Source organism: Neorhizobium sp. JUb45, from assembly GCF_004343585.1.
GTDB lineage: Bacteria > Pseudomonadota > Alphaproteobacteria > Rhizobiales > Rhizobiaceae > Neorhizobium.
In genome coordinates this window covers 120,559-145,917 of the sequence record NZ_SLYW01000002.1, presented here as the reverse complement: position 1 = coordinate 145,917, position 25,359 = coordinate 120,559, and the positions used below count along the sequence as shown (strand labels likewise).

The following is a 25,359-nucleotide window of genomic DNA, read 5'->3' as shown; positions in this document are numbered from 1 at the left end:
GGAATGCGGGCAAAAAAGAAGGCAGCCGAAGCTGCCTTTTTATAAGTTGATGCTGCGATCCCAACGACGGGAAAAAGGTGTCAGACGGTGAAAGTGAGCGCCGAAACCAGGCGACATTCCGCTTTTCCGTTCAGTGTTAACTTTGCACCAACAGGTCTTAACGACCGGTAAATTTTCCCGTTTTCCGCCAGGTAAAAGGCACAATTTACGATAAAGAATCACGTAACTCCCGCAAAGAGACAACGAAAAGTGTATGGTTGCAGCGACCCGCGCCAATCCGGCACAGGTTGGGAAATCATGAGCGTAATTCAGTCAGATTTGAGAAAAGGGTGAGTGCTTCGGGATTGGCGAGTGCCTCCCGATTTTTCACCGTCCGCCCATGCACGATCTCGCGCACTGCGAGTTCGACGATCTTGCCGGACTTGGTACGGGGAATGTCTGCGACGGCAATGATCCTTGCCGGCACATGCCGCGGTGACGCCCCTGCCCTGATGGTGGACCTGATTCTGGATTGCAGCGCCTCGTCCAGAGCAGCGCCGGATGCCAGACGCACGAACAGCACGACTCGAACATCGTCTTCCCAGTCCTGACCGATACACAGGGCCTCGGCGATCTCCTCCATCTTCTCGACCTGATTGTAGATTTCCGCCGTACCGATGCGCACGCCGCCGGGATTGAGCGTGGCATCCGAGCGCCCATGGATGATCAGCCCGCCGTGATCCGTCCATTCGGCAAAATCGCCGTGGCACCAGATATTGTCGAAACGCTCGAAATAGGCGGCGTGATATTTGGCGCCGTCGGGATCGTTCCAGAACATCACCGGCATCGAGGGAAACGCTTGGGTGCAGACCAGCTCGCCCTTTTCGCCGCGCACAGAATTTCCGGCCTCGTCAAAGACATCGACGGCAAGGCCGAGGCCCGGCCCCTGTATCTCGCCGCGCCAGACCGGTTTCAGCGGATGGCCGAGCACGAAGCAGGAGACGATATCGGTGCCGCCGGAAATCGAGGCGAGATGCACATCCGGTTTGATGCCGTCGTAAACGAAGGAAAACCCTTCCGGCGATAGCGGTGAACCCGTCGAGGTGAGCATCCGCAGTTGCGTCAGATCATGCGTCTCTCTCGGCACCAGACCTGCCTTGCGCACCGCATCGATATATTTGGCCGAAGTGCCGAACAGCGAAAACCGCTCTTCCTGCGCAAAATCGAACAGGACATTGCCATCCGGCGCGAAGGGCGAGCCGTCGTAAAGGCACAGCGTTGCACCCGATGCGAGGCCGGAGACCAGCCAGTTCCACATCATCCAGCCGCAGGTGGTGAAATAGAACAGCCTTTCGCCAGGCATCACGCCGCAATGCAACTGCTGTTCCTTCAGGTGCTGCAACAAAGTGCCGCCGGCGGAATGGACGATGCATTTCGGAACACCGGTCGTGCCGGATGAAAACAGGATATAGAGCGGATGCGAAAATGGTAGCGGCTCGAACTGCGGCTCACCCGCCTCGAAAGGAGCGATGAAGGCGGCAAGCGTGCGGCCATCGGCCAGTGACGCGGAAAGGGTTTCGGCTTCGCCCGCATAAGGCACGACCAGAACCGGCACACCAAGCTCTGCGCCGACAGCCCTCACCTTCTCCGAAACATCCTGCCGCTTGCCGTTATACCAGTAGCCGTCGCAGGTGATGAACAGTTTGGGCTCGATCTGGCCAAACCGGTCGAGCACGCCCTGCACGCCAAAATCCGGCGAGCATGACGACCAGATGGCGCCGAGCGATGCGGCCGCGAGCATCAGGGCCACCGTTTCCGGCATGTTCGGCATCATGGCGGCAATACGATCACCCTTGCCGATGCCCGATGCACGAAACGCCTGCTGCAGGCGCGAGACCGAAGCGGCAAGCTCATCCCATGACCAGCGGGCAAAGACCTTGTCCTCGCCGCGAAAGATCAGCGCATCCTCGGCACCACGTCGCGACAGCAGGTTTTGTGCGAAGTTGAGGGTCGCTTCGGGAAAGAAACGCGCTTCGGTCATGTGGCCATCATCGACCAGAACCGGTCCTGGCCTTTCACCCCACACGCCGCAAAAATCCCAGACCGCCGACCAGAAATCCGCCCGCTCGGCAACCGACCAGGCATGAAACGCATCCGGCCCGTCGAACTGCCGGTCGTATCGTTTTTCGCACCAGTGCATGAAGCGGGCGAGCGGCGACGCGCAGAGCGCGTCGGGTGCCGGCACCCATAACGGTTTTTGCGATTGCGGCATGAATGAAGTCCTCCCACTCCCACACCAGTCTAACATAAGCCATTTGGCGGAAAAGGCGCGGCATCCGGCCTATTTGCATGGCCGCTGGATTTCCGCTAACGAAAGCCACACATTGCCGAGGCCCCGAGATTGCGAAGCCATGGGCGCTTCGAGGAAAGCATGTTGCAGTCGCTGATCCATTCGCTCAAGACCAGAAAACGCTACCGGCGATCGGCCATGGTCGTGGCCGTCGGCGCAATCGCGCTCGGGCTGGTTTCGCAGGTTGCGGCCCCGTATCTGATTTCCACATCGCTGGTGCGCAACGGCATGGAAGAGGCCGTCGAACAATGGTTCGGGCATGAGGCAACCATTGAAGGTGCTCCGGAGCTGCATTTCTGGCCGCATCCGCACATCATCCTGAAGGATGTTTCCATTCGCGAGACGGAAGATCCAGCCTCTCGCCTGATTGCCCATGTCGATAATCTCTCGGCATCGTTCGAGCTGTTTCAGGCGCTACGCGGCAATCTGGTCTTCGAGGATTTCGACCTTGTACGCCCAAAGCTTTTCGCCTTGCGCACGGCATCCGGTGACATCGACTGGTCAATGGACGGTTTGCTCAATGATGCGGTCAAGAAGGTTCGCAGCAATGCCGGCAATACAGCGATCGGCAAGGATCTCGATGCCGCCATCGGCGAGGTGACGATCGAGGACGGCTCGGTCGAGATCAGTGATGCCAATGGTCAACACAAAACCAGCCTGACAGCGGTCAACGGAACGGTGGAATGGCCGCAGCTTTCCTCGGCGATCTCTTCGCGCCTCACCGGAACGCTGAGAGACAAGACTTTTACGCTCTCCTTCTCCTCGGCAAAACCGCTGACGCTTCTGGCCGGCCGCAATGCCGATGCCGACCTTTCGCTCAGCTCCGACCTGTTTTCGGGCCAGTTCAGCGGCACTGCCAATCTGGCGACTTACGCATTTCTGGCCGGATCGTTCAGCATCAACATGCCGCGCGTGCCGGACATTCTCAACTGGCTCGACATCCACGTTACCGGCCTCGACCGGCTGAACCAGCTGTCGCTCAAGGGCCAGATGATGACGGCCGGCAATGCCCTGCGTTTCGAACAGGTGTCGCTGCAGGCCAATGAGGCATCGGCCACCGGCATCATGGATCTGGTGGCATCCGATGGCGCAAGACCACGCCTGACCGGCACGCTCGCCTTCGACAAGCTGAATTTTTCCGCGATCATCGCAGCTCTGTCACCACAGCCGCAGACTGCCGGCCAGGATGATGTGACGCCGGCCGCCCTTCTCGGCGACCTTCTCGATCTCGACCTGCGCCTGTCCGCGACGGAGGCGCAACTGGGGCCGCTGCCGCTACGCAATGCCGCCGTCAGCCTGATCAACACACACCAGATGGCACGCGTTGATCTGGTCGACAGTTCAATCGATGGCGGACGGTTGACCGGCCAGATCAGCGCCCCGGAAGGCCGGCTGACCGATAGCGCCGATCTCAGGCTGTCGCTGCGGGATGTCGACCTTGCTAGCGTATCACGCCGCTTCGGCGTCGAGGCGATCGTTCCCGAGGCGAACGGTTCCGCCGAACTGGCCCTGCATCTTGCCAAACCGCTTGGTCTGGCGACGATGAGCGATCTTTCCGGCTCGCTGCGCCTTTCGGCACGCAACGGCCGCCTGAACGGCATCGACCTTGCCGCCATTCGCCAGCTGGCCGGGCAGTCCGCCTATTTTGCCCTGAAGGATGTCAGCGACGGCGATATCCTCTTCGATCGCATGGATATCTCGGCAACCATCGCCGATGGCGTTGCCGAGCTTGGCGAAGCAAGGCTGGATGGGCCGAGTGACCTGATCGTGCTGAGCGGGCTGGTGCCGCTGGAAACGCAGGGGCTGGCGCTTTCCGCCAATATCTATGCCGAGACGGACGGCACGCCTTCCAACGACCCGCTGATGATGTTCATCGGTGGCGCATGGCCGACACCGGTGTTCTGGCCAATGGCCAAGCCGCCGCAACCATAAACGCATCAGCCCATAACGATCAGCCTTGAGCGGCAGCGTGTTCGTCACGCTGGCGGCGCAGCTCGTTGCGTTTGGTGGCCAGCGAGGCCGCAATCACGCCGATCGCCACAAGCCCGATCAGGATTGTGCAGATCGCATTGATCTCAGGTGTTACACCCAGACGCACCTGCGAATAGATCTTGATCGGCAGCGTGGTGGCGCCGGGGCCGGTGTTGAAGTTGGCGATCACCAGATCGTCCAGCGACAGGGTAAAGGCCAGCATCCAGCCCGCCAGAACCGCCGGCAGGATGAGCGGCAGGGTGATGCGGAAAAACGTCTTCACCGGCGGGCAACCGAGATCGAGCGCCGCCTCTTCCAGAGACCGGTCGAATGTCAGGAGCCGCGACTGCACGACGATCGCGACATAGCACATCGAAAAGGTCGTGTGGGCGATGACCACGGTCCAGAAACCGCGATCGACATTGAGCGATACGAACAATAACAGCAGCGACAGGCCGGTAATGACTTCCGGCATCACCAGCGGCGCATAGATCATGCCCGAAAACAGCAGACGGCCGGGGATTTTGCGGAACCGCACCAAGGTCAGCGCCGCCAGCGTGCCGAGAATGGTGGCGATCGTGGCACTGAGCAGGGCAACACGTGCGGTCACCCATGCGGCATCCATCAGCCCCTGGTTCGACCACATCTGCTGGTACCAGACGAGCGAAAACCCGCCCCAGACCGTGACCAGCCGCGAGGCGTTGAACGAATAGATCACCAGAATGAGGATCGGGATGTAGAGGAAGGCGAAACCGAGAGTGAGAACGGTCGCGTCGAAACGGGCATTCTTCATGGCCTTATCCCGCCTTCTGCTGCTGGTTCTGGAAATAGACGATGGGCAGGACCAGCACCGCCAGCAATATGACGGCGATCGCCGAAGCGAGCGGCCAGTCGCGGCTGTTGAAGAACTCGGTCCACAAGGTCTTGCCGATCATCAGCGTATCGGCGCCACCGAGCAGATCGGGGATGACGAATTCGCCGGTGATCGGGATGAAGCAGATCAGCGAGCCGGCAATCACGCCGGGCAAGGACAATGGGAATGTGATGCGCCAGAAGGCCTTCCAGGGCGGGCAGCCGAGATCGCTTGCGGCTTCCAGCAGCGTATGGTCCATCTTTTCCAGCGCGGCATACAGCGGCAGGACCATGAACGGCAGGTAGGAATAAACGATGCCGATGAAGACCGCGTAATCGGTGCGAAAGATCTGTACCTGCTCGCCCTCGCCCATCAGGCCGATCGACTGGAAAAGAACCGTGAGCAGGCCTTCCGGCTTCAGGATGCCGATCCAGGCGTAAACGCGGATCAGGAACGAGGTCCAGAATGGCAGGATGACCATCATCACCAGAATCGGCCGCAGACTGGTCTTGGCGCGCGCCATGGCAAGCGCCATCGGATAACCGATCAGCAGCAGCAGAACCGTCGAGATGGCGGCGATGCGCAGCGAGTTGAGATAGGATTTGATGTAGATACTGTCGCTTGCCAGATAGGCGTAGTTTTCGAAATCCAGCTGCGAGAAGAAGGTGCCGAGATTGCCAAAACCCTGAAAGGTCGGCGTGTAGGGCGGCATGGCGATTGCCGTGTCGGACAGCGAGATTTTTGCGATGATCAGGAAGGGTGCCGCGAAAAACAGCAGCAGCCAGAGATAGGGAATGGCGACGATCAGCCAGCGTGCCGGATTGGTGCGCCCGGCATCATCGGCAAGTTCGACTTTTGGCTCGGGCGGTAACGGGGGAGACAGCGTATCGATTGCCATGGCGCTCTCCTCAGCGGGTCAGAACAAGGCCGGCATCGCGCGACCAGTGGACCCAGACGCGATCACCGAAGGTGAGCGGGCGATCGACGAGGCGCTGGATATTGGCCTGTGCCGCGCGGATGATGCGGCCATCGTCGAGCTTGACGAGGAATAGCGAAAAATCGCCGAGATAACCGATGTCGTAAACCTCGCCCGCGGCGGCGTTGACGGCGGTATCGGCCGGCGGCTCGATGCCGAGGCGAACCTTTTCCGGGCGGATGGCATAAGCGACGCGATCCCCTGTCGATGCCGGGCATTCCTGATCAACGGCGATCTTCAGACCATCGCAATCGAGCATCACGCCACCGCTCGCCGCGCCGCTGTTGGAAACGATCGCACCTTCGATGATGTTGATATCGCCGATGAAGTCGGCGACGTAGCGGCTGTTCGGCGCCTCGTAGATTTCCGCCGGTGTCGCAACCTGCATGATGACGCCCTTGTCCATCACGGCGATACGGTCGGACACGGTCATCGCCTCTTCCTGATCATGGGTGACGATCAAAAAGGTCAGACCCAGCGTGTGTTGCAGGTCGGTCAGTTCGAACTGTGTTTCCTCGCGCAGCTTCTTGTCGAGCGCGCCGAGCGGTTCGTCGAGCAGCAGAACCTTTGGCCGCTTGGCAAGCGACCGGGCCAGCGCCACGCGCTGCCGCTGACCACCGGAGAGCTGCGACGGTTTACGCTTGGCGAACTGTTCCAGCTTCACCAGCTTCAGCATCTCTTCGACGCGGGCGGCGATCTCGGCTTTCGGCAGCTTGTCCTGTTCCAGACCGAAGGCGATGTTCTTTTCCACCGTCATATGCGGGAACAGCGCGTAGGACTGGAACATCATGTTGGTGGGGCGGCGATAGGGCGGCACGCCGGCCAGATCCTTGCCCTGCAGGAGGATGCGGCCTTCGGTCGGCTCCTCGAAACCGGCCAGCATGCGCATCAACGTGGTCTTGCCGCAGCCCGATGGCCCGAGCAGCGCAAAGAACTCGCGCTCGTAGATATCCAGCGTCAGGTTTTCGACGGCGGTGAAATTGCCGAACCGCTTGGTGATATTCTCGAAACGGATGAAGGGCACCGATGTCGGATCGGTCCAGGGAGAAAATTTGCGCTTAACCGGCCCGAGAGATTTCGCCATGCCTGTCCCCATCTACCCTGATTTTTTGGCACGCCGTGGTGCCGGATTGGCAATCATGCGGAGCGGGCCCAAAACCCGCTCCGCAGAAGGCATCAGCTGCCGGTCTTGATCTCGGTCCAGACGCGGTTGAGCACACGCTGTTCACGCGGGCCGTAAGGCGAGATGGTGAAGAGTTTTTTCACGACATCTTCCGGGGGATAGACGCCCGGATTTTCCAGCACTTCCTTGTCCACGAATTTCTGCGAGGCAAGGTTGCCGTTGGCATACTGGACATAGTTCGAGGACTTGGCGATGACTTCCGGCTTCATCATGAAGTTGATGAATTCGTGGGCCTCGGCAACATTCTTGGCATCGGCCGGAATGGCAAGGTTGTCGAACCAGATATAGGTGCCTTCCTTGGGGATGACGAACTCGACCTTGACGCCATTCTTGGCTTCTTCGGCGCGGGTCTTTGCCTGCAGGATGTCACCCGACCAGCCGATGGAAATGCAGCTGTCGCCGTTTGCCAGTTCATCGATATAGGCCGAGGCGTTGAAGGTGCGCACCGACGGGCGGATCTTCTTGTAAACCTCGCCGCCAGCTTCCAGATCGGCCGCTTCCTTGCTGTCGGGGTTCTTGCCGATATAGTTCATGGCAATCGCGAAGGTCTCGTCGGACGCGTCGAGGATGTTGATACCGCAGGATTTCAGCTTTTCGGCATTTTCCGGCTTGAACAGGATATCCCAGCTGTCGAGCGGCACATCACCAAGCGCTGCCTTCACCTTGTCGACATTGTAACCGATGCCGGTGGTGCCCCACATGTAGTTGACGGCATATTCATTGCCGGGATCGTATTTGGCGAGACGCTCGGAGACTTCCGACCACATGTTGGAAAGGTTCGGCAGCTTCGACTTGTCGAGCTTCTGGAAGACGCCGGCCTGGATCTGGCGGGCGAGGAAGGGGCCGGTCGGCACGACGACATCATAACCGGAACCGCCGGCCAGCAGCTTTGTCTCGACCACTTCATTGCTGTCGAACACGTCGTAAACGACCTTGATGCCGGTTTCCTTGGTGAATTCTTCCAGCACCGATTCATCGATATAGTCGGACCAGTTGTAGACGTGGACCTGGCGTTCCTGCGCGAAGACGGCGGTGGCCATCAGCGTCGTGGCGGCAGCGGCGGTCAGAAGACGAAGCAGATTGGGTCGCATGATTTCTCCTGTTTTATGAAGGCTGGCCGCATCAGCGCCGCGCCTTGTTTCCCTCTTTATGCTTTTGTTTTGTGCGAGAGTATGAAGGAACATCGCTACCCACAAGCAAAAAGCTGCATTGCAGCAAAGACTTCTCAAGATACCATCAGGGCCATCACCGAAAATCGAAGGCACTGAGACCGGTCGCCATCTCGTCCAGTCCCAGAGGCCGCGTTACCGGCGGCTCGGCGCGCGACAGGCAGCCGCGTCTCTCGCACAGGCGACAGGCAGTTCCGGCCAGAACGGTTGCCCCCGGCAGGCTCGCCGCTTCGCCATAGACCGTTTCGCGCGCCACCTCGAAATCGCAGCCGATGAGGATGGCGGTGCGGCGCACGCGCTCGTTGAAACCGGCCTGCGGGCCTTCCAGCGTGCGGCAGACCGTCAGATAGGCGGCACCATCCGGCATCTCGACCCGATCCGTGAGAACCTGCCCCGGCTGGGCGAAAGCCGCATGCACACCGAGCCTGGGACAGAGCCCGCCGAATTTCGCATGCGGATAGGCTTGCGCGCCGGCGCGGCGGAGACGGTTGCCGGCGCTGTCGATCTCGGCGAGGAAAAACGGCAGGCCGGATGCGCCGGGCCGTGCGAGTGTCGTCACCCGGTTTGCCGCCTGTTCGAACGACACGTCGAAACGGGCGCGCAAAACATCGATATCGTAACGGGCGCGCTGGGCAGCCGACAGGAAAGCGCCATAGGGCATCATCAGCGCATGCGCCGCATACCGCGCCAGTTCGAACCGGGCGATGCGTTTGGCCTCGCCGCTCGACAAGGCGAGGTCTTCGAGTTCGCCGGCAATCGCCTCCCCCAGCGCCAGCAGTGCCACTTCCATGGCGATTTCACGCAGACGGTCGCTGGCCGACAGTCGTTCGGACAGGAACAGCCGCAGCGAATGACGATCGTAACGGCGTTTCAGGTCCGGCATGACATGTACCGGCAGCGAGCGGACGACGATGCCGTGGCGGGTTTTCAGCCAGTCTCGAAGACTAGCCGCAAGATCGTCACCGGCAGCGAGTTCGGCAATAAATGTTTCCGCCGCATCTTCTATGCGTGCGAAAAAATGCGGGCGGTGTTCAAGACGGTCACGCACCTCATCGGCCGGCAGACGCGTGGCGGCCATACCGGTTTCGTGACCTTCGCGGGCAAGAAGTTCGGCCAGATCGGAGAGACGCGCGGCCTGCTCACGATAGGCGCGATAAAGTTTTAGAATCCCGCCGGCGGTATTGGGGGCGGCATCGGCCACTTCCACCAGTTCCTGATCGCCCGGCAGTTCGCCCGACAGGAGCGGATCGCGAAACACCTCTCGAAGCTCGCCGACCATGGCGCCGTCATCGCTTTGCAGCGCTTCAAGATCGACCTTATAGGTGGAGGCAAGCCGCAACAGCAGCTGCACGGTGAGCGGCCGCTGGTTGCGTTCGATGAGGTTGAGATAGGAGGCGGAAATCTCCAGCCCCTCCGCCATCGCCGCCTGCGTCAGTTCCAGCCCGAGCCGGATGCGCCGAACCTTTGGACCGGCAAAGATCTTACGTTCAGCCATTCGCTCTCCTCCCAAAGAAGCAACCAGCACAAACTTTACAAAAATTGACAAACTCACTTTGGACTTTGTCAAAAACAGTACATCTCGACCCTTTTACTGTCGCAACACTGCGGATTTGATTAGATACAATTTCAACGCCCATGTAAATTCCTTGACATCGGACAAGTTACCGAAGCCCAGGGAGTGAAGCATGACTGATTTTTACAACATCGTTCCGACTGCACCGTCCGGCCGTTACGACGGCATCGAACGCCCCTATTCTGCGGATGACGTGAAGCGGCTGCGCGGTTCGGTAACGATCCGTCATTCGCTGGCGGAGGCGGGCGCCAACCGGCTGTGGTCGCTTCTGCGCAGCCAAGATTTTGTCAATTCGCTGGGCGCGATGACCGGCAACCAGGCCATGCAGCAGGTGCGCGCCGGGTTGAAGGCGATCTATCTGTCCGGCTGGCAGGTGGCGGCGGACAGCAACACCGCGTCTTCCATGTATCCCGACCAGTCGCTTTACCCGGCCAATGCCGCACCGGAACTGGCGCGCCGCATCAACCGCACGCTTCAACGCGCCGACCAGATCGAAACGGCGGAAGGCAACGGCCTTTCGGTCGAAACATGGTTTGCGCCTATTGTCGCCGATGCCGAGGCCGGTTTCGGCGGCTCGCTCAATGCGTTCGAGATCATGAAGGCGTTTATCGAGGCGGGCGTTGCCGGTGTTCATTACGAGGACCAGCTGGCATCGGAAAAGAAATGCGGCCATCTGGGCGGCAAGGTTTTGATCCCGACGGCGGCGCATATCCGCAACCTCACCGCAGCGCGCCTCGCCGCCGACGTGATGGGCACGCCGACGCTTGTGATTGCCCGCACCGATGCGGAGGCGGCCAAGCTTTTGACGTCAGATATCGATGAGCGCGACCAGCCGTTTGTCGATTACGATGCAGGCCGTACCGTCGAAGGGTTTTACCGGGTGCGCAACGGGCTGGAACCGTGCATCGCGCGTGCGGTGGCCTATGCGCCCTATTGCGATCTGATCTGGTGCGAAACTTCGAAACCCGATCTGGAACAGGCGAAAAGATTTGCCGAAGGGGTGCACAAGGCGCATCCCGGAAAAATGCTGGCCTATAATTGCTCGCCGTCGTTCAACTGGAAAAAGAACCTCGATGACTCGACGATCGCCAAATTCCAGCGGGCGCTGGGGGCGATGGGCTACAAGTTCCAGTTCATCACGCTGGCCGGCTTCCACCAGCTGAACTTTGGCATGTTCGAACTCGCGCGCGGCTACCGGGACCGGCAAATGGCCGCCTATTCGGAGCTGCAGGAAGCGGAGTTTGCCGCCGAGATCCATGGCTATACCGCCACCAAACACCAGCGCGAAGTCGGGACAGGGTATTTTGACGCCGTGTCGGTGGCGATCAGCGGCGGACAGTCTTCGACGACGGCTATGGGAGGGTCGACCGAGCATGCGCAGTTCCGCCCGGCGGCTGAGTAGCGAATCGTAAAAAGACCCCGCCCCAAACCCCAACCGGGGCAGAGCCGCGTGTCTCTGCCCGTCCTTGTGGACCCCCACAAGGGGGAGGGGCTTAACCCGGCCGATCCGCTGAGGTTCAATTTGGGCAGAGAGTTTGCCGCATATTTTCTCCCCCTTGTGGGGGAGATGGCGGCAGCCAGAGGGGGACTTTGCACCCGACAACCTGTCACCACCAAAAACCACAGAGAGGAGAAATATCATGAACATGCACAATCCGATCTCTCAGTCAGCGCCCATCCAGACCCACGTCAAGGAACGCGCCGAGGAGCAATCTTCGACCATGAGTTTCGAGCAGCAGGCGGCGATCCGGTCGCTGGCCAATGATCTGCACCGGCTGAACCATTCGGTCATGAAGGCGGTCGAGGCAGGTGTTTCGGTCGAACTCGTGCGTTCCGCCCGCCATCACGGTGGTGACGGACAATGGGGCGACCTGCTGATCCCGGTCGTGGTTGCCCGTGGCAACTGACACGGCAACCGTCCGGGCGGACAGCAGACGCGAAGGCTTCCCCCGAAACGCCAAAGGCCGGGCAAATCCCCTGCCCGGCCTTTGGTCGATTCTACAGATCTTGAAGATCAGGCGGCGTAGCGCTTGTGGCCGGCACCGTGATCTGCCTCGATGCGGAACTGCTGCACGAGGCTCATCAGCTGGTTGGCTTCTTCCGCAAGGGCACGGCTGGCTTCGCTGGTCTCTTCCACCATCGCGCCGTTCTGCTGGGTCATCTGGTCCATGCGGTTGACGGAGCCGTTGATGTCCTGCAGCGCGGCCGACTGGTCGCGGGCGGCGGTGGCGATGGTTTCGACATGCTTGCTGATGCCGGTGATCTGCTCGCTGATCGTCGACAGAACCTTTCCAGTCTGCTGCACGAGACCGGCACCGGCGCTGACTTCGTTACTCGACTGGTTGATCAGCGTCTTGATCTCGCGGGCGGCATCGGCCGAACGCTGGGCCAGTTCGCGCACTTCTTGGGCGACGACGGCAAAACCCTTGCCGGCTTCACCGGCGCGTGCGGCTTCGATACCGGCATTGAGCGCCAGAAGGTTGGTCTGGAAGGCGATGTCGTCGATCACTTCGATGATCTGCTCGATCTTCTTTGAGGCTTCCTCGATGCGATCCATGGCCTGGACGGCATTGTTGACGACCGTGCCGGAACCGTCGGCATTCTGCTTGGTCTTGGCGACGGCGTCATTGGCTTCGCGGGCGCGCTCGGCAGAAGAACGTACGGTGGCAGTAATTTCCTCGACGGCGGCGGCGGTTTCTTCGAGCGAAGCAGCCTGGTTTTCCGTGCGCTTGGCAAGGTCCGCAGACGACTGGCTGAGTTCGCCACTGTTGCGCTGGATGGCCAGCGTGCTTTCACGGATGCGCGACAGCGTATCACGCAGACGCTCGATCGAGCCGTTGAAATCGACGCGGAGCTGTTCGAGGCGGCCGGTGAAGGTGCGGTCGATCTTGACCGAAAGATCCCCCTGCGACAGGCGGGCAAGTGCTGCGCCCAGTTCCGTGACAGCGAGGTTGATCTGGCTATCGACTTCCTGCTTTTCCGCATCGTTGCGGCGACGGTCGGCATCGGCGCTGGCGCGATCATCGGCGCTGCGGGCTTCGATCAGGCGCTTCTGGCGGGCGTTGTCGCGGAAGACTTCCAGCGCGCGGGCAATATTGCCGAACTCGTTGCGACGATCGAGATATGGAATGTCGGTATCGCTGCCGTCCGCCATGGTGCGGATCGTGCCGGTCAGAACGCTGAGCGGCTTGACCAGATGACGGATGGCGAAGAAGCCGATCAGACCCATGGCGATCAGAGCCAGAAAGCTGGTGACGGCCATCTGGGTGACGGATGCCGAAAGCTGGGCAAAATAGACTTCCATCGGGATGCCGATGAACATGACGCCGGTGACCACATTGGCCTTGTCCTTGATCGGGAAATAACCCGTCATGAAATCACGGCCGAACAAAGCTGCCTGGCCGAAATAGGGCTGGCCGGAAGCCAGCGTGTTCTGGGCCGGGTGTTCGGCGGCAAGCTTGGTGCCGACGGCGCGCTCGCCCTTCTCGGTCTTCACGTTGGTGGAGACGCGGACATAATCGCTGCCGTTCTTGCTGAATACGGTGGCGACACCTCCGATGGACTCGGCGGTGCGGTCGACAAGCGAGTGGTTCTTGAACTCGATCGGACCGGCGCTGGTAATACCGGTAACCTCACCGTCCTTGACCGCGAGATCGGCACCTTCCGCCTCGACCTCATAAAGGACGCCCATGGCGCGGATGGCGCTGTGCGCATCTTCCACGGCATTGCCCATGATATCTGAACGCAAGTTCAGATAGGTCATTCCCGACAGGGCGGAAATCGAAACGAAAACGAGGAAAAGGCAAAGGCTGACTATCCGTGCAACCACGGATGACGGCAGAACGTTCAACATACGGCGACCCCCAATACGAAATACCAGTAGTAATTGAGGGGCAATATAAATGGAAATGCGTAAAAATTTACTGAACTTGCGTTTTGCCATTAACGCAGCAGAGATCTAAATTCAAAATATCCCAAACTTGGTTCAGTGTAATTCCGGCAAAGCTCAATTAGAGCATCGATGTATCGAAAAAAACATATCGCCTATATTGACCGACCATCAGAATAGATGGGATATCAACATTATGGCAACCGTTGCACTTGCTGCAGCAAGAAACAGACGAAGTGTAATTGTTGCAGCGGCTTCAGTCTTTGCTATGGCGATGGCACGGGCACGACGACGGTTCTGCATCAAGATCAATCCCGACTGGAGGAGTTTCAATCGCCGCCTCGGCGACGACCAGCGCTTAACACAAGATAAGAATCCATGACTGTGCGCGCATTAAGGCAGGATGTCGCAGGCTTATTAAAAAGTGCTAAAAGATATCTCCGGCATCAGAACAGTTCCGCCAGCGCCTCGCCACAGGCATTTCCCGATGCCCAGGCCCATTGGAAATTATATCCGCCGAGCCAGCCGGTGACATCCACGCATTCGCCGATGAAATAAAGACCGGGCACGTTCTTGGCCTGCATCGTCTTTGAATCGATCTCCGATGTATCGATGCCGCCGATCGTCACTTCCGCCGTGCGATACCCTTCGGAACCTGCCGGCACGATGCTCCAGTCCTGCACCGAGGCCGCCAACGCTTCGAGCTTGCGATCGCCTTGGTCCGCCATCTGTCCGGTCATGCCCGCATTTTCGGTCAGGAACTGGGCCAGACGTTTCGGCAGGATCTCACCCAGCACCGTCTGCGCCGCCTGTTTGCCATTGGCCTTGCGACCTTCCTTGAGGCGAGATGTGATGTCGATATCCGGCTCGATCGACAATTTTATTGAATCGCCTTCGCGCCAGTAGGACGAGATCTGCAGGATCGACGGGCCGCTGATACCACGATGGGTGAAGAGCAGAGCCTCGCGGAACGAAATCTTGCCGTGTTTTACTTCAGCATCGACAGCAATGCCGGATAGCGGCGCCAGTTTTTCCAGCAGCAACGGATCCAGTGTCAGCGGCACAAGGCCGGGACGCGTGTCGGTAACCTTAAGGCCGAATTCGGCGGCGATGCGATAGGCAAAGCCGGTCGCGCCCATTTTCGGGATCGACTTGCCGCCGGTGGCGAGCACAACGGCATCCGCCTCGACCATGCCGTTCGATGTCATCACGCGAAAACCGTCCGGACCTTTTTCGACGGCGGAAATTTCGGTGCGCAGTTCAAGGACACCGCCGACAGCACGCATCTCATCGAGCAGCATGTGGATGATGTCCTTGGCGCTGTCGTCGCAGAACAATTGGCCGAGCGTCTTTTCATGCCAGGCGATACGGTGTTTTTCGACCATGTCGAGAAAATCGCGTGGGCTGTAACGCGCCAGCGCCGATTTGGCGAAATGCGGATTGGCCGACAGATAGTTTTTCGGACCGGCATGGATATTGGTGAAATTGCAGCGACCACCGCCGGAAATGCGGATCTTTTCGGCAGGGTTCTTCGCATGATCTAGCACAAGAACGCGCTTGCCACCCTGCCCGGCGCGGATCGCACACATCAGCCCGGCCGCACCGGCACCAAGGATCACCACGTCAAATCTGCGGGCCAAAACAAAAACTCCTGAAACGAGCGGCGTTTCTGTTGCCATCACGCGTTCATGTCAATGCCGACAAAGAGATCAAACATTGCGAACCAGCTATCGCCAATTGCCGCAAGGTGACTATTATAAGGTTCCCGACCAACGCTTCCGGTGAGCCATGCCGCCCAAGAAAAAGCCGACGCCTTCCGCCCCCAAGCCCAAAATCCCTGCCGCAGTTCTGGATAGCCGACGCGGGGTGAAATCCTGGCAGGAAGCCGCCGCATGGCTGAAAGTGCGGGGCATCGAGGATGTCGAATGCATCACGCCCGACCTTGCCGGCGTTCCGCGCGGCAAGATGATGCCGGCGTCAAAGTTTACCAGCAACACCTCGCTGGCCTTGCCCTCGGCACTCTACCGCCACACGATTTCCGGCGAATACCCGGATGAAACCGGCAATTTCCGTTATGACAGCCGCGACAGCGACATCAAGCTGGTGCCGGACCTTTCGACGCTTTCCGTCGTGCCGTGGGAAAGCGATCCGACCGCGCAGGTGATCTGCGATATCGTCGGCGCCGACGGCAAGAACGTGCCCTATACGCCGCGCAACGTGCTGAAGCATGTCGTCAAACTCTATTCGGATCGCGGATGGAAACCGGTCGTCGCCCCGGAAATCGAGTTCTATCTCGTTGCCGTCAATGAAGACCCGGATTATCCGCTGCATCCGCCGAAGGGGCGTTCTGGCCGTTCGATTTCCGGCGGGCAAAGTTATTCGATCGCCGGCATCAACGAATTCGACGAGTTGATCGACGACATCTACCATTTTTCTGAAAAGCAGGGTCTGGAGATCGATACGCTGATCCATGAAGAGGGTCCGGCGCAGCTGGAAATCAACCTTCGCCATGGCGATCCGATCCAGCTCGCCGATCAGGTGTTTCTGTTCAAACGCACCATTCGCGAGGCGGCGCTGAAACACGGCATTTATGCCACGTTCATGGCGAAGCCCATGCAGGGCCAGCCGGGGTCGGCCATGCACGTCCACCAGTCGGTGGTCGATATCAATACCGGCAAGAATGTCTTTTCCAATGACGACGGCACACCGTCGAAGGAATTCTTCCACTTCATCGGCGGCATGCAGAAATTCGTGCCGAGTTCGCTGGTCATGCTGGCGCCTTATGTGAACTCCTATCGTCGCCTGACGCCTGATATGGCCTGCCCGGTCAACAATGCCTGGGGTTACGACAACCGCACCACGGCTTTCCGCGTGCCGGTGTCCGATCCGTCCGCCCGCCGTGTCGAAAACCGCCTTCCGAGTTCGGATGCCAATCCCTATCTGGCGCTGGCCGCTTCGCTCGGTTGCGGCCTGTTGGGCATCACACGAGAAATCCAGCCGACCGAACCGACCTCGGATACCGCCAACGAAGGGTCGATCGAACTGCCGCGCGGCCTTCTGGAAGCGCTGGCACTGCTGGAAAACGAACCGGCCTTCGAGGAGGTGTACGGCTCCGAATTCATCAATATCTATGCCGGGGTCAAACGCGGCGAATTCGAAACATTCATGCAGGTGATCAGTCCCTGGGAGCGTGAATTCCTGTTGCTGAACGTTTGAAGGAGACGGCATGACCGCATGGCAGAGCCCGATCGCGCCCGGAATTTCATGGTATCAGGCGTCAAGTGGCGACAGGCCGACCTATCCGGCGCTTGACGGCTCGAAAACCACCGACGTCGCCATTATCGGCGGTGGTTATACCGGGCTGCAGGCGGCTTACTGTCTGGCGTCTGCCGGTGTTTCGGTGACGCTGATCGAAGCCTGCCATTTCGGTGACGGCGCATCCGGCCGCAATGGCGGCCAGCTCGGCACCGGCCAGCGCTGGTGGCCGGAGGAGCAGGAAGAGGCACTTGGTCTTGAGCGGTCACGCGCCCTGTTCGACATGGCCGAACATGCCAAACGTTACCTGCTGGACTTTGCCGACAAACACGGCATCGACATGGAATATGTGGCTGGACACATGTGCGTGGCCCACAAGCCCGGCCATGACAAGGAATACCGCGCCAATGCCGAGATCGCGGCGACGCGCTACGACTACCCCTATATTTCCTTCATGGATAAAAAGGAGACGGCCGAACGGCTCGGCTCCGACCATTACCATTGCGGCGTCTATGACGGCGGCACCGGCCATATCCATCCGCTGAAACTGCTGATCGGCCTTGCCCGTGTGGCGGCGGCAGCAGGGGCTGCGATCCACGAAAACACGCCGGCCAAATCGATATCTCAATCCGGTGGTAAAACGCTGATCGAAACGCCGACCGGCACGATCACCGCCAATCGCGTACTGATCGCCACCAATGCCTATATCGAAAATCTCGAGCCGGTGACGGCCGCGCATGTGATGCCGATCCGCTCCTTTATCGGCGCGACAGAACCGCTCGATGCGCATCCGACCATTCTTTCCGGCAATGAATCGGTCGCCGATTCGCGCTTCGTGGTGCGTTATTTCCGAAAGTCGAAGGATGGCCGTCTGCTGTTCGGCGGTCGCGAGGCCTATACGGCCGACAGCCCGCGCGACATTTCCAGCCATATCCGCCGGCAGATCGCCGAGATCTATCCGGCCCTGAACGATATTGAGATCACCCATTCCTGGGGCGGTTCGGTGGGCATCACCCTCACCCGCCAGCCTTTCGTGCGAGAGGTCATGCCCGGCGTGATGTCGGTCGGCGGTTATTCCGGCCATGGTGTCATGCTGTCAAATTATTGTGGTAAGCTTTATGCAGATATGACACTCGGCAAATCGACGGAGCTTTCCTATCTTGCCGATCTGGACGTTCCTTCCTTTCCGGGAGGCTCGCGCCTGCGGGCCCCGCTCCTTTTCCTCGCCCTGACCTGGTACGCGCTCCGCGACCGGTTCTGAGGCAAATAGTCACTCCCGCCCGTTTTCGGGCTGGCGCTTTTAAATCGATTAGATTATGACCCCTATCAACAACGCGACTTCGAGAGAATTAGGTATGAGCAGCCAGATCATCCCAGTTGAGCCCTTCGATTGCATCGTCTTCGGCGGCAGCGGCGACCTTGCGGAACGCAAGCTTCTTCCGGCGCTCTACCACCGCCAGATCGAGGGCCAGTTCACCGAACCGACGCGCATTATCGGCGCTTCGCGCAGCGCGCTTTCCCATGAAGATTACCGTAAATTCGCCAAGGATGCCCTTAAAGAGCATCTGAAAAAGGGCGAATATGACGAGGCGGAAGTCAAGAAATTCTGCGAACGTCTTTTCTACGTGTCCGTCGATGCCAAGTCCGATCAGGGCTGGGATGTGCTTAAAAAACTGCTGGACGAAGGCAAGGACCGCATCCGCGCCTTCTACCTCGCCGTCGCTCCGGGCATCTTTGGCGCGATTTCCGAAAAGATCCGCGACCACAAGCTGATCACGCCTAAGACCCGCATCGTCGTCGAAAAGCCGATCGGCCGTGACCTTGCGTCGGCGCTGGTGCTGAACGACACGATCGGCAAGGTGTTCAAGGAAGAACAGATATACCGTATCGACCATTATCTGGGCAAGGAAACCGTCCAGAACCTGATGGCGCTGCGTTTTGCCAATGCGCTTTATGAGCCGCTGTGGAACGCCAATTACATCGATCACGTGCAGATTACCGTTGCCGAAGCCGTCGGTCTCGAAGGCCGTGCCGGTTATTACGACACGGCCGGCGCGCTGCGCGACATGGTGCAGAACCATATCATGCAGCTGCTTTGCCTGGTTGCCATGGAAACTCCGTCCTCGATGAATTCCGAGGCCGTGCGCGATGAAAAGCTGAAGGTTCTGCGGGCATTGAAGCCCATCAATGCCGACAATGTCGAGCAGATGACGGTGCGCGGCCAGTACCGCGCCGGTGCTTCCGCAGGCGGCCCGGTCAAGGGTTACCTGGAAGAGCTGGAAGGCGGCGTTTCCAACACCGAAACCTTCGTCGCCATCAAGGCCGAGATCGGCAACTGGCGCTGGGCCGGCGTTCCCTTCTACATCCGCACGGGCAAACGCCTGACACAGCGCATGTCGGAAATCGTCATCACCTTCAAGCCGGTGCCGCACAACATTTTTGACAGCGCAGCCGGCCGCATTTCCGCCAACCAGCTGATCATCCGCCTGCAGCCGGACGAAGGCGTAAAGCAGTCGCTGATGATCAAGGATCCTGGTCCGGGCGGCATGCGCCTGCGCAATGTTTCGCTCGACATGAGCTTTGCCGAAGCGTTCAACGTTCGCTCGCCGGATGCTTACGAGCGCCTGCTGATGGACACGATCCGCGCCAACCAGACGCTGTTCATGCGCCGCGACGAAGTGGAAGCCGCATGGGAATGGGTCGATCCGATCCTCAAGGGTTGGGACGAAACCGGACAGCCGGCACAGGGTTACACCGCCGGCACCTGGGGTCCGAGCCAGGCAATCGCGCTGATCGAGCGTGACGGCCGCACATGGCACGAGGGCTGAGGCATGTCGGGAAACCTGCACGAATTTCCTGATCCCGAAACGCTGGCACATGAACTTGCGCTGGACGTCTCCGCACAGTTGACGGCGGCAATCGCCGTGCGCGGTTCGGCATCGATCGCCGTGTCCGGCGGCTCGACGCCCAAACGTTTCTTCGAAGCGCTGTCGGAACAGGATATCAACTGGTCGAAGGTGACGATCACGCTGGTCGACGAACGTTTCGTTGCCGCCGACGACGAGCGGTCCAACCACCGTCTGGTCGCGACGCATCTTCTGAAGGACAAGGCGGAGGCAGCGACATTCGTGCCGCTTTACCAGCCTTCCACGACCGCCGAGGAAGCCGCAAAGATCGCCACCGAAAAGACGGCCGGTTTCGGCAATCCGTTCGATGTCGTCATTCTCGGCATGGGAGGAGACGGGCACACCGCTTCCTTCTTCCCGAAGGGTAACAATCTGGCCAAGGCGATCGACCCGGCAGGCCCGCGTGGCGTTCTGACCATGCAGGCCGAAGGTGCCGGCGAAGAGCGTCTGACCTTCTCGTTCACCAGCCTTGCCGATGCGCGCCTTCTGGTGCTGCATATCGAGGGTGATGCCAAGATGATCGTGCTGGAAAACGCGGAAAACGGTGAGGACGAGATGGAAATGCCCATCCGCGCCGTACTGAACCGCGCGCCGTCATCGCTCGAGATCTACTGGGCGCCTTAAACGGCGCCCTCCCCGGCGCACCGGTTTACGATCCGCAGGCGCCGGCACATTTTACGAGACCCACAATCCCGGTGGCTTCGGCCTCTCCCAAACCGGGATTGACCGAAGGAGGATTGCACATGGCCGCCCATTCCAGCATCGAGGCGATTACCGCGCGTATCGTCGAGAGATCGAAACCGCATCGTGAAACCTATCTCGATCGCCTCAACCGTGCCGTGACGCGCGGCACGCACCGGTCGGTCCTCTCCTGCGGCAACCTTGCCCATGGATTTGCGGTCTGTTCCCCCGCCGATAAGGGCGCGCTCGCAGGCGACGTCGTCCCGAACCTCGGCATCATCACCTCCTATAACGACATGCTTTCGGCCCACCAGCCTTACGAAAACTATCCGGCGCTGATCCGTGATGCGGCCCGCGAGGCCGGCGGCGTGGCGCAGGTGGCAGGCGGCGTGCCCGCCATGTGCGATGGCGTGACGCAAGGCCAGCCCGGCATGGAACTGTCGCTATTTTCACGCGACCTGATCGCCATGTCGGCCGGTATCGGCCTCAGCCACAACATGTTCGACAGTTCCGTCTATCTCGGCGTCTGCGACAAGATCGTGCCCGGTCTGGTCATTGCAGCCCTCTCCTTCGGCCATCTGCCAGCCGTGTTCGTGCCCGCCGGCCCGATGACCTCAGGTCTGCCGAACGACGAAAAGTCGCGCATCCGCCAGCTTTATGCAGAAGGCAAGGTCGGCCGCGCCGAACTCTTGGAATCGGAATCCAAATCCTACCACGGCCCCGGCACCTGCACCTTCTACGGCACGGCCAATTCCAACCAGATGCTGATGGAAATCATGGGCTTTCACATGCCCGGTTCGTCCTTCATCAATCCGGGCACGCCGCTGCGCGATGCGCTGACCAAGGAAGCCGCCAAACGGGCACTGGCGATTACCGCACTCGGCAACGAATTCACGCCGGCCGGTGAGATGATCGACGAACGCTCGATCGTCAATGGCGTTGTCGGCCTGCATGCGACGGGTGGTTCGACCAACCACACGATGCATCTCGTCGCCATGGCGCGCGCTGCCGGCATTCACCTGACATGGCAGGATATTTCCGAGCTTTCGGACATCGTGCCGCTTCTGACCCGCGTCTACCCGAACGGACTTTCCGACGTGAACCATTTTGCCGCTGCCGGCGGCATGGGCTTTTTGATCAAGCAGCTTCTGGCCGGCGGTCTCGTGCATGACGACGTGCGCACCGTGTTCGGTCAGGGACTGGAGGCCTATACGGTCGAAGCCATGCTCGGCGAAAACGGTGGCGTTGCCCGTCAACCGATCCCGGAGGTCAGCGGCGATCCAAAGGTGCTGACCACGATCGACAAGCCTTTCCAGGCCAATGGTGGCCTGAAGATGCTGCATGGCAATCTCGGCAAGGCCGTCATCAAGATCTCGGCCGTCAAACCGGAGCGCCATATCATCGAGGCACCGGCGATCGTCTTCCATACCCAGAAGGAATTGCAGGACGCCTTCAAGCGCGGCGACCTGAACAACAAGGACTTTATCGCCGTCGTGCGTTTCCAGGGTCCGAAGGCGAACGGCATGCCGGAACTGCACCAGCTGACGCCGCCGCTCGGCGTGCTGCAGGACCGTGGTTTCAAGGTCGCTCTCGTCACCGACGGCCGCATGTCGGGCGCATCCGGCAAGGTGCCGGCAGCGATCCATATCACGCCGGAAGCATCAGACGGCGGCCCGATCGCCAAGATCTGCGACGGCGACATCGTTCGCCTCGACGCCACGACCGGCACGCTGGAAGTGCTGGTGGATGCCGCCGAATTTGCCGCCCGCCCGGCCGCTACCGCCGATCTGTCGGAGAACGAATACGGCATGGGCCGCGAACTTTTTGGCGCCTTCCGCCGCAATGTCGGCCATGCCGATCAGGGCGCCAGCGTGTTTGCTTGAGATAGGCCGGGGCGGCTGACGCCGCCCTCGCAATTCACTCGCGGAAATGCTATCTATAGTGGCATGAGCAAGAAAAACGCGACCACGGAGACGACTGTAACCGACCCCAAGACGGGGAAGGTTCTCATCGTGCGCGGACTTGGCTCCATGAAGGACCACCCGTTCAAGCTTGATCCGCGGATCGACCTGACCAAGCCGATCTATGAGCAGGTCCTTGCACTCGAGGATGCAGACAGGGAGCGCTGATTGGCTGGTGCATTGCTCGATACGCATGCGCTTTATTGGGCCGTCAGCGGCGAAAGTCGACTTTCTTCGCAGGCCGTAACAGTCTTCGGCCAAAGCCAAACCGATGGTAGGCTATTCATCTCACCGATATCCGCGTGGGAAATGTCGTTGGCGGCACAGAAACGCGTCAACGCTCTGAACTTTGGCAACCTCTCGCTTGAGGAATGGTTCAGCCGGGCACGAAAGCAAATTCTCTTTCGACCCCTGCCCATCACCCAACGCATCGCCATCGAGGCGGCAACGGTTGCGAAGGATACCGGTCATCGCGATCCCGCCGATTGCTACATGATCGCCACGGCCCGCGTTCGCAAAATCCCCGTCATCACGCGCGATGCGGTCATCCTGAAAATCGCCGCGTCGGGTTACGTTTCGGCAATCGCCTGCTGAGACATTATCATCTGAGCGCATTCAGCGAAGGCGGCGAGTTTCATCACCGCCTTCGCTTCTGGCTGTCACTGCTCGGCTGCAGGATCACGCTGCAGCAATGCCCCTCTCAAGCTCGAAACCTTCGTCGATCCACCCGGTGATCCCGCCTGCCATGATCTTGACCGGGCGTCCGAGTTCGGCAAGGCGCACGGCACCTCTGGCGGCACCATTGCAATGCGGACCGGCGCAATAGGTGACGAATAGCGTCTCTTGCGGCCACTGCTCCATCTTCGAGCGGACAATCTTGCCATGCGGCAGGTTGATGGCGCCGGGAACGTGGCCGGCGGCGAACATGGCCGGGCTGCGGACATCGAGAAGCACGAAATCAAGCCCCCGTGACAGCGTGTCGTGGACATCCCAACAATCGGTCCCGAACGTGAAGGCAGCGGCGAAATGTTCCCGGGCGATTTCGCTGGGGGCGGCGGCAATGGTAGTAACGGCGCTTGGCATGATGGTCTCCTTTTCTGCCGTTACAGAATGGAACGAACAGTTTTCGATTGCCATTGGCGCGATTGCCATCATACATGAATATCATGCCAAACACGCACGGACCGATGGTCACCGCACTTCTGTATGACGGGCTCTGTACTTTCGAGTTCGGGATCGTTGCCGAGATTTTTGGCCTGTCCCGACCGGAGATGGGCGAAGGCTGGTATCGTTTTGCCAGTTGCGCGGTCGAACAAGGCCCGCTGCGCGCCCATGGCGGTTTCACGCTTTTGCCCGACGACGGCATAGAGCTGATCGATCGGGCAGACATCATCGTCGTACCGGGCTGGAAGGGCGTGAACGAACCGGTGCCGGAAGCACTTTGCGAGCGCCTGCGACAGGCTCATGATCGTGGCGCGCGTCTTGTTTCCATCTGTTCCGGCGCCTTCGTTCTTGCCGCCACGGGTCTGCTGGATGGCGGCAGCGCGACCACACACTGGCGATATGCCGAGGCACTGCGCAAACGCCACCCAACCATCGAGGTGGATGATCGCTCGCTCTACCGCAATCATGGCCGCATTTTCACATCGGCCGGCAGCGCTGCGGGCATGGATCTGCTGATCGAGATCGTGCGTCAGGATTTTGGGCCGGACGCCGCAAGCTCCGTGGCCCGCAGGCTTGTCATGCCGGCGCACCGCACGGGGGGACAGGCCCAGTTTCTGGAGCGTCCGGTACCGATACGCCGGCAATCGGAAATAGCGCCATTGCTTGACAATATGCGCGCGGCGCTGGCGACGGCGTGGACGCTGGAGCGTATGGCTGCCGAGTGCCGGATGAGCGTGAGGACATTCGTTCGCCGTTTTGCGGAAGCAACGGGCACGTCACCGGGCGAATGGCTGACGGCAGAGCGGCTGGAGGAAGCCAAGCGCCTCCTCGTGGCTGGACGGCTTGGTATCGATGAGATCGCGCTTGCCGCCGGACTTGGAACGGCCGACACGCTGCGTCACCATTTCAGGAAACGGATTGGTATCAGCCCGCGCGAATACCAGATGCGGTTCGGACGGCTTCAGCCTTCGTAACGTCTGTTACCAGGTGCGCACATCCAGCTTGCGGTCGCGATGCGCCGGGTGCGTCGAAAACACGAAAATGCGGTCGAGTTCCTTCTGCGTCATCAGGCGCAGGAAACGTACGTCGATCGTGTTGTTGGCGTTCTGGCGCATCAGCAGGCAGCCGATCTTGCTGATGCGGGCATCCGGAATATCGAGATAGAACTGTTTTGGCAGATTGTACTGGGTGAGGATGCCGAGGACTGCGCCGCTCATGGAAATGCGCAGCACGTCGCAGCGGCGGGCGGCGAGGTTCATCACCGCTTTTTCGGTATATTCGATGCGGGCAGCGTTCATCGTATCTTCCATGCGGTACCGCGTTTCGCGGTCGTACATGAAGGATTCTTCCTTGCTCAGATAACTCGGTCGGCCCCCGGCAATCGCACCCACGTCTACTCTCCTGTTCTCTGAAGGAAAATCTACCGTGCGAAACTTAATAGACCGTATG

The 25,359-nt window shown here is 59.9% G+C and carries 21 protein-coding genes; 11 read left to right on the top strand and 10 right to left on the bottom strand.

Features of this window, described 5'->3' with window-relative positions; all coding sequences use genetic code 11:
- Positions 1-295 precede the first annotated feature (295 nt).
- A complete protein-coding gene (locus tag EDF70_RS07280; protein ID WP_132272706.1) occupies positions 296-2,251 on the bottom strand; it encodes an acetoacetate--CoA ligase in 1,956 nt (651 codons plus the stop codon).
- Positions 2,252-2,410: 159 nt separating this feature from the next.
- Here EDF70_RS07280 and EDF70_RS07275 point away from each other — a divergent pair, with 159 nt between their 5' ends.
- Complete coding sequence (locus EDF70_RS07275; protein ID WP_132272705.1) at positions 2,411-4,261, top strand: AsmA-like C-terminal region-containing protein; 1,851 nt, start codon at positions 2,411-2,413, stop codon at positions 4,259-4,261.
- Between the two features lie 19 nt (positions 4,262-4,280).
- On the opposite strand, the gene EDF70_RS07270 is transcribed toward EDF70_RS07275, so the two are convergent.
- The 5 genes from EDF70_RS07270 to EDF70_RS07250 all read right to left on the bottom strand — a co-directional run bounded on the left by EDF70_RS07270 (position 4,281) and on the right by EDF70_RS07250 (position 9,976).
- On the bottom strand, positions 4,281-5,093 hold the full coding sequence (locus EDF70_RS07270; RefSeq protein WP_132272704.1) for an ABC transporter permease: 813 nt from the start codon (positions 5,091-5,093) through the stop codon (positions 4,281-4,283).
- A gap of 4 nt (positions 5,094-5,097) precedes the next feature.
- A complete protein-coding gene (locus EDF70_RS07265) occupies positions 5,098-6,051 on the bottom strand; it encodes an ABC transporter permease subunit (protein WP_132272703.1) in 954 nt (317 codons plus the stop codon).
- Positions 6,052-6,061: 10 nt separating this feature from the next.
- Entirely contained in the window at positions 6,062-7,213 is a 1,152-nt protein-coding gene (locus EDF70_RS07260) for an ABC transporter ATP-binding protein (protein WP_132272702.1), read from the bottom strand.
- Between the two features lie 92 nt (positions 7,214-7,305).
- Positions 7,306-8,352, bottom strand: coding sequence for a polyamine ABC transporter substrate-binding protein (locus EDF70_RS07255; protein ID WP_245519137.1), 1,047 nt, complete (start codon positions 8,350-8,352; stop codon positions 7,306-7,308).
- A 205-nt stretch (positions 8,353-8,557) separates the two neighbouring features.
- Positions 8,558-9,976, bottom strand: coding sequence for an XRE family transcriptional regulator (locus tag EDF70_RS07250; RefSeq protein WP_132272700.1), 1,419 nt, complete (start codon positions 9,974-9,976; stop codon positions 8,558-8,560).
- 190 nt (positions 9,977-10,166) lie between these two features.
- Here EDF70_RS07250 and aceA point away from each other — a divergent pair, with 190 nt between their 5' ends.
- A complete protein-coding gene (gene aceA / locus EDF70_RS07245; protein WP_132272699.1) occupies positions 10,167-11,456 on the top strand; it encodes an isocitrate lyase in 1,290 nt (429 codons plus the stop codon).
- A gap of 244 nt (positions 11,457-11,700) precedes the next feature.
- Positions 11,701-11,961 carry a hypothetical protein gene (locus EDF70_RS07240; RefSeq protein ID WP_132273668.1) on the top strand — a complete coding sequence of 87 codons (261 nt, stop codon included), beginning with the start codon at positions 11,701-11,703 and terminating at the stop codon, positions 11,959-11,961.
- A 107-nt stretch (positions 11,962-12,068) separates the two neighbouring features.
- Here the strand turns inward: EDF70_RS07240 and EDF70_RS07235 are convergent, their stop codons facing one another.
- Complete coding sequence (locus tag EDF70_RS07235; RefSeq protein ID WP_132272698.1) at positions 12,069-13,907, bottom strand: methyl-accepting chemotaxis protein; 1,839 nt, start codon at positions 13,905-13,907, stop codon at positions 12,069-12,071.
- A gap of 482 nt (positions 13,908-14,389) precedes the next feature.
- Positions 14,390-15,583 (bottom strand): NAD(P)/FAD-dependent oxidoreductase, encoded by a 1,194-nt coding sequence (locus EDF70_RS07230; protein ID WP_207908236.1) that lies wholly within the window; start codon positions 15,581-15,583, stop codon positions 14,390-14,392.
- Between the two features lie 148 nt (positions 15,584-15,731).
- Between EDF70_RS07230 and EDF70_RS07225 the strand changes: the two genes are divergently transcribed.
- The 7 genes from EDF70_RS07225 (at position 15,732) to EDF70_RS07195 (ending at position 23,340) form a co-directional block, all read left to right on the top strand.
- Positions 15,732-17,159 carry a glutamine synthetase family protein gene (locus EDF70_RS07225; RefSeq protein ID WP_132272696.1) on the top strand — a complete coding sequence of 476 codons (1,428 nt, stop codon included), beginning with the start codon at positions 15,732-15,734 and terminating at the stop codon, positions 17,157-17,159.
- A 10-nt stretch (positions 17,160-17,169) separates the two neighbouring features.
- A complete protein-coding gene (locus tag EDF70_RS07220) occupies positions 17,170-18,459 on the top strand; it encodes an FAD-binding oxidoreductase (RefSeq protein ID WP_132272695.1) in 1,290 nt (429 codons plus the stop codon).
- 94 nt (positions 18,460-18,553) lie between these two features.
- Positions 18,554-20,026 carry a glucose-6-phosphate dehydrogenase gene (zwf, locus tag EDF70_RS07215; protein WP_132272694.1) on the top strand — a complete coding sequence of 491 codons (1,473 nt, stop codon included), beginning with the start codon at positions 18,554-18,556 and terminating at the stop codon, positions 20,024-20,026.
- Between the two features lie 3 nt (positions 20,027-20,029).
- Positions 20,030-20,728, top strand: a complete 699-nt coding sequence (gene pgl, locus EDF70_RS07210; RefSeq protein ID WP_132272693.1) for a 6-phosphogluconolactonase — start codon at positions 20,030-20,032, stop codon at positions 20,726-20,728.
- A 119-nt stretch (positions 20,729-20,847) separates the two neighbouring features.
- Positions 20,848-22,668 (top strand): phosphogluconate dehydratase, encoded by a 1,821-nt coding sequence (gene edd, locus EDF70_RS07205; protein ID WP_132272692.1) that lies wholly within the window; start codon positions 20,848-20,850, stop codon positions 22,666-22,668.
- A gap of 63 nt (positions 22,669-22,731) precedes the next feature.
- On the top strand, positions 22,732-22,914 hold the full coding sequence (locus tag EDF70_RS07200) for a hypothetical protein (RefSeq protein ID WP_132272691.1): 183 nt from the start codon (positions 22,732-22,734) through the stop codon (positions 22,912-22,914).
- Positions 22,915-23,340 (top strand): type II toxin-antitoxin system VapC family toxin, encoded by a 426-nt coding sequence (locus tag EDF70_RS07195; RefSeq protein ID WP_132272690.1) that lies wholly within the window; start codon positions 22,915-22,917, stop codon positions 23,338-23,340.
- 84 nt (positions 23,341-23,424) lie between these two features.
- On the opposite strand, the gene EDF70_RS07190 is transcribed toward EDF70_RS07195, so the two are convergent.
- Complete coding sequence (locus EDF70_RS07190; RefSeq protein WP_132272689.1) at positions 23,425-23,829, bottom strand: rhodanese-like domain-containing protein; 405 nt, start codon at positions 23,827-23,829, stop codon at positions 23,425-23,427.
- A gap of 83 nt (positions 23,830-23,912) precedes the next feature.
- Between EDF70_RS07190 and ftrA the strand changes: the two genes are divergently transcribed.
- On the top strand, positions 23,913-24,884 hold the full coding sequence (gene ftrA, locus EDF70_RS07185; protein WP_132272688.1) for a transcriptional regulator FtrA: 972 nt from the start codon (positions 23,913-23,915) through the stop codon (positions 24,882-24,884).
- A 6-nt stretch (positions 24,885-24,890) separates the two neighbouring features.
- Here ftrA and EDF70_RS07180 read toward each other — a convergent pair whose 3' ends face one another.
- Positions 24,891-25,247 carry a hypothetical protein gene (locus tag EDF70_RS07180; RefSeq protein ID WP_165932005.1) on the bottom strand — a complete coding sequence of 119 codons (357 nt, stop codon included), beginning with the start codon at positions 25,245-25,247 and terminating at the stop codon, positions 24,891-24,893.
- Between the last annotated feature and the right edge of the window lie 112 nt (positions 25,248-25,359).

Coding starts and splice junctions, on each gene's coding strand:
- EDF70_RS07280 (WP_132272706.1), bottom strand. CDS start 2,251: ATGCCGCAATCGCAAAAACCGTTATGGGTGCCGGCACCCGACGCGCTC.
- EDF70_RS07275 (WP_132272705.1), top strand. CDS start 2,411: ATGTTGCAGTCGCTGATCCATTCGCTCAAGACCAGAAAACGCTACCGG.
- EDF70_RS07270 (WP_132272704.1), bottom strand. CDS start 5,093: ATGAAGAATGCCCGTTTCGACGCGACCGTTCTCACTCTCGGTTTCGCC.
- EDF70_RS07265 (WP_132272703.1), bottom strand. CDS start 6,051: ATGGCAATCGATACGCTGTCTCCCCCGTTACCGCCCGAGCCAAAAGTC.
- EDF70_RS07260 (WP_132272702.1), bottom strand. CDS start 7,213: ATGGCGAAATCTCTCGGGCCGGTTAAGCGCAAATTTTCTCCCTGGACC.
- EDF70_RS07255 (WP_245519137.1), bottom strand. CDS start 8,352: ATGGCCACCGCCGTCTTCGCGCAGGAACGCCAGGTCCACGTCTACAAC.
- EDF70_RS07250 (WP_132272700.1), bottom strand. CDS start 9,976: ATGGCTGAACGTAAGATCTTTGCCGGTCCAAAGGTTCGGCGCATCCGG.
- aceA (WP_132272699.1), top strand. CDS start 10,167: ATGACTGATTTTTACAACATCGTTCCGACTGCACCGTCCGGCCGTTAC.
- EDF70_RS07240 (WP_132273668.1), top strand. CDS start 11,701: ATGCACAATCCGATCTCTCAGTCAGCGCCCATCCAGACCCACGTCAAG.
- EDF70_RS07235 (WP_132272698.1), bottom strand. CDS start 13,907: ATGTTGAACGTTCTGCCGTCATCCGTGGTTGCACGGATAGTCAGCCTT.
- EDF70_RS07225 (WP_132272696.1), top strand. CDS start 15,732: ATGCCGCCCAAGAAAAAGCCGACGCCTTCCGCCCCCAAGCCCAAAATC.
- EDF70_RS07220 (WP_132272695.1), top strand. CDS start 17,170: ATGACCGCATGGCAGAGCCCGATCGCGCCCGGAATTTCATGGTATCAG.
- zwf (WP_132272694.1), top strand. CDS start 18,554: ATGAGCAGCCAGATCATCCCAGTTGAGCCCTTCGATTGCATCGTCTTC.
- pgl (WP_132272693.1), top strand. CDS start 20,030: ATGTCGGGAAACCTGCACGAATTTCCTGATCCCGAAACGCTGGCACAT.
- edd (WP_132272692.1), top strand. CDS start 20,848: ATGGCCGCCCATTCCAGCATCGAGGCGATTACCGCGCGTATCGTCGAG.
- EDF70_RS07200 (WP_132272691.1), top strand. CDS start 22,732: ATGAGCAAGAAAAACGCGACCACGGAGACGACTGTAACCGACCCCAAG.
- EDF70_RS07190 (WP_132272689.1), bottom strand. CDS start 23,829: ATGCCAAGCGCCGTTACTACCATTGCCGCCGCCCCCAGCGAAATCGCC.
- ftrA (WP_132272688.1), top strand. CDS start 23,913: ATGCCAAACACGCACGGACCGATGGTCACCGCACTTCTGTATGACGGG.
- EDF70_RS07180 (WP_165932005.1), bottom strand. CDS start 25,247: ATGTACGACCGCGAAACGCGGTACCGCATGGAAGATACGATGAACGCT.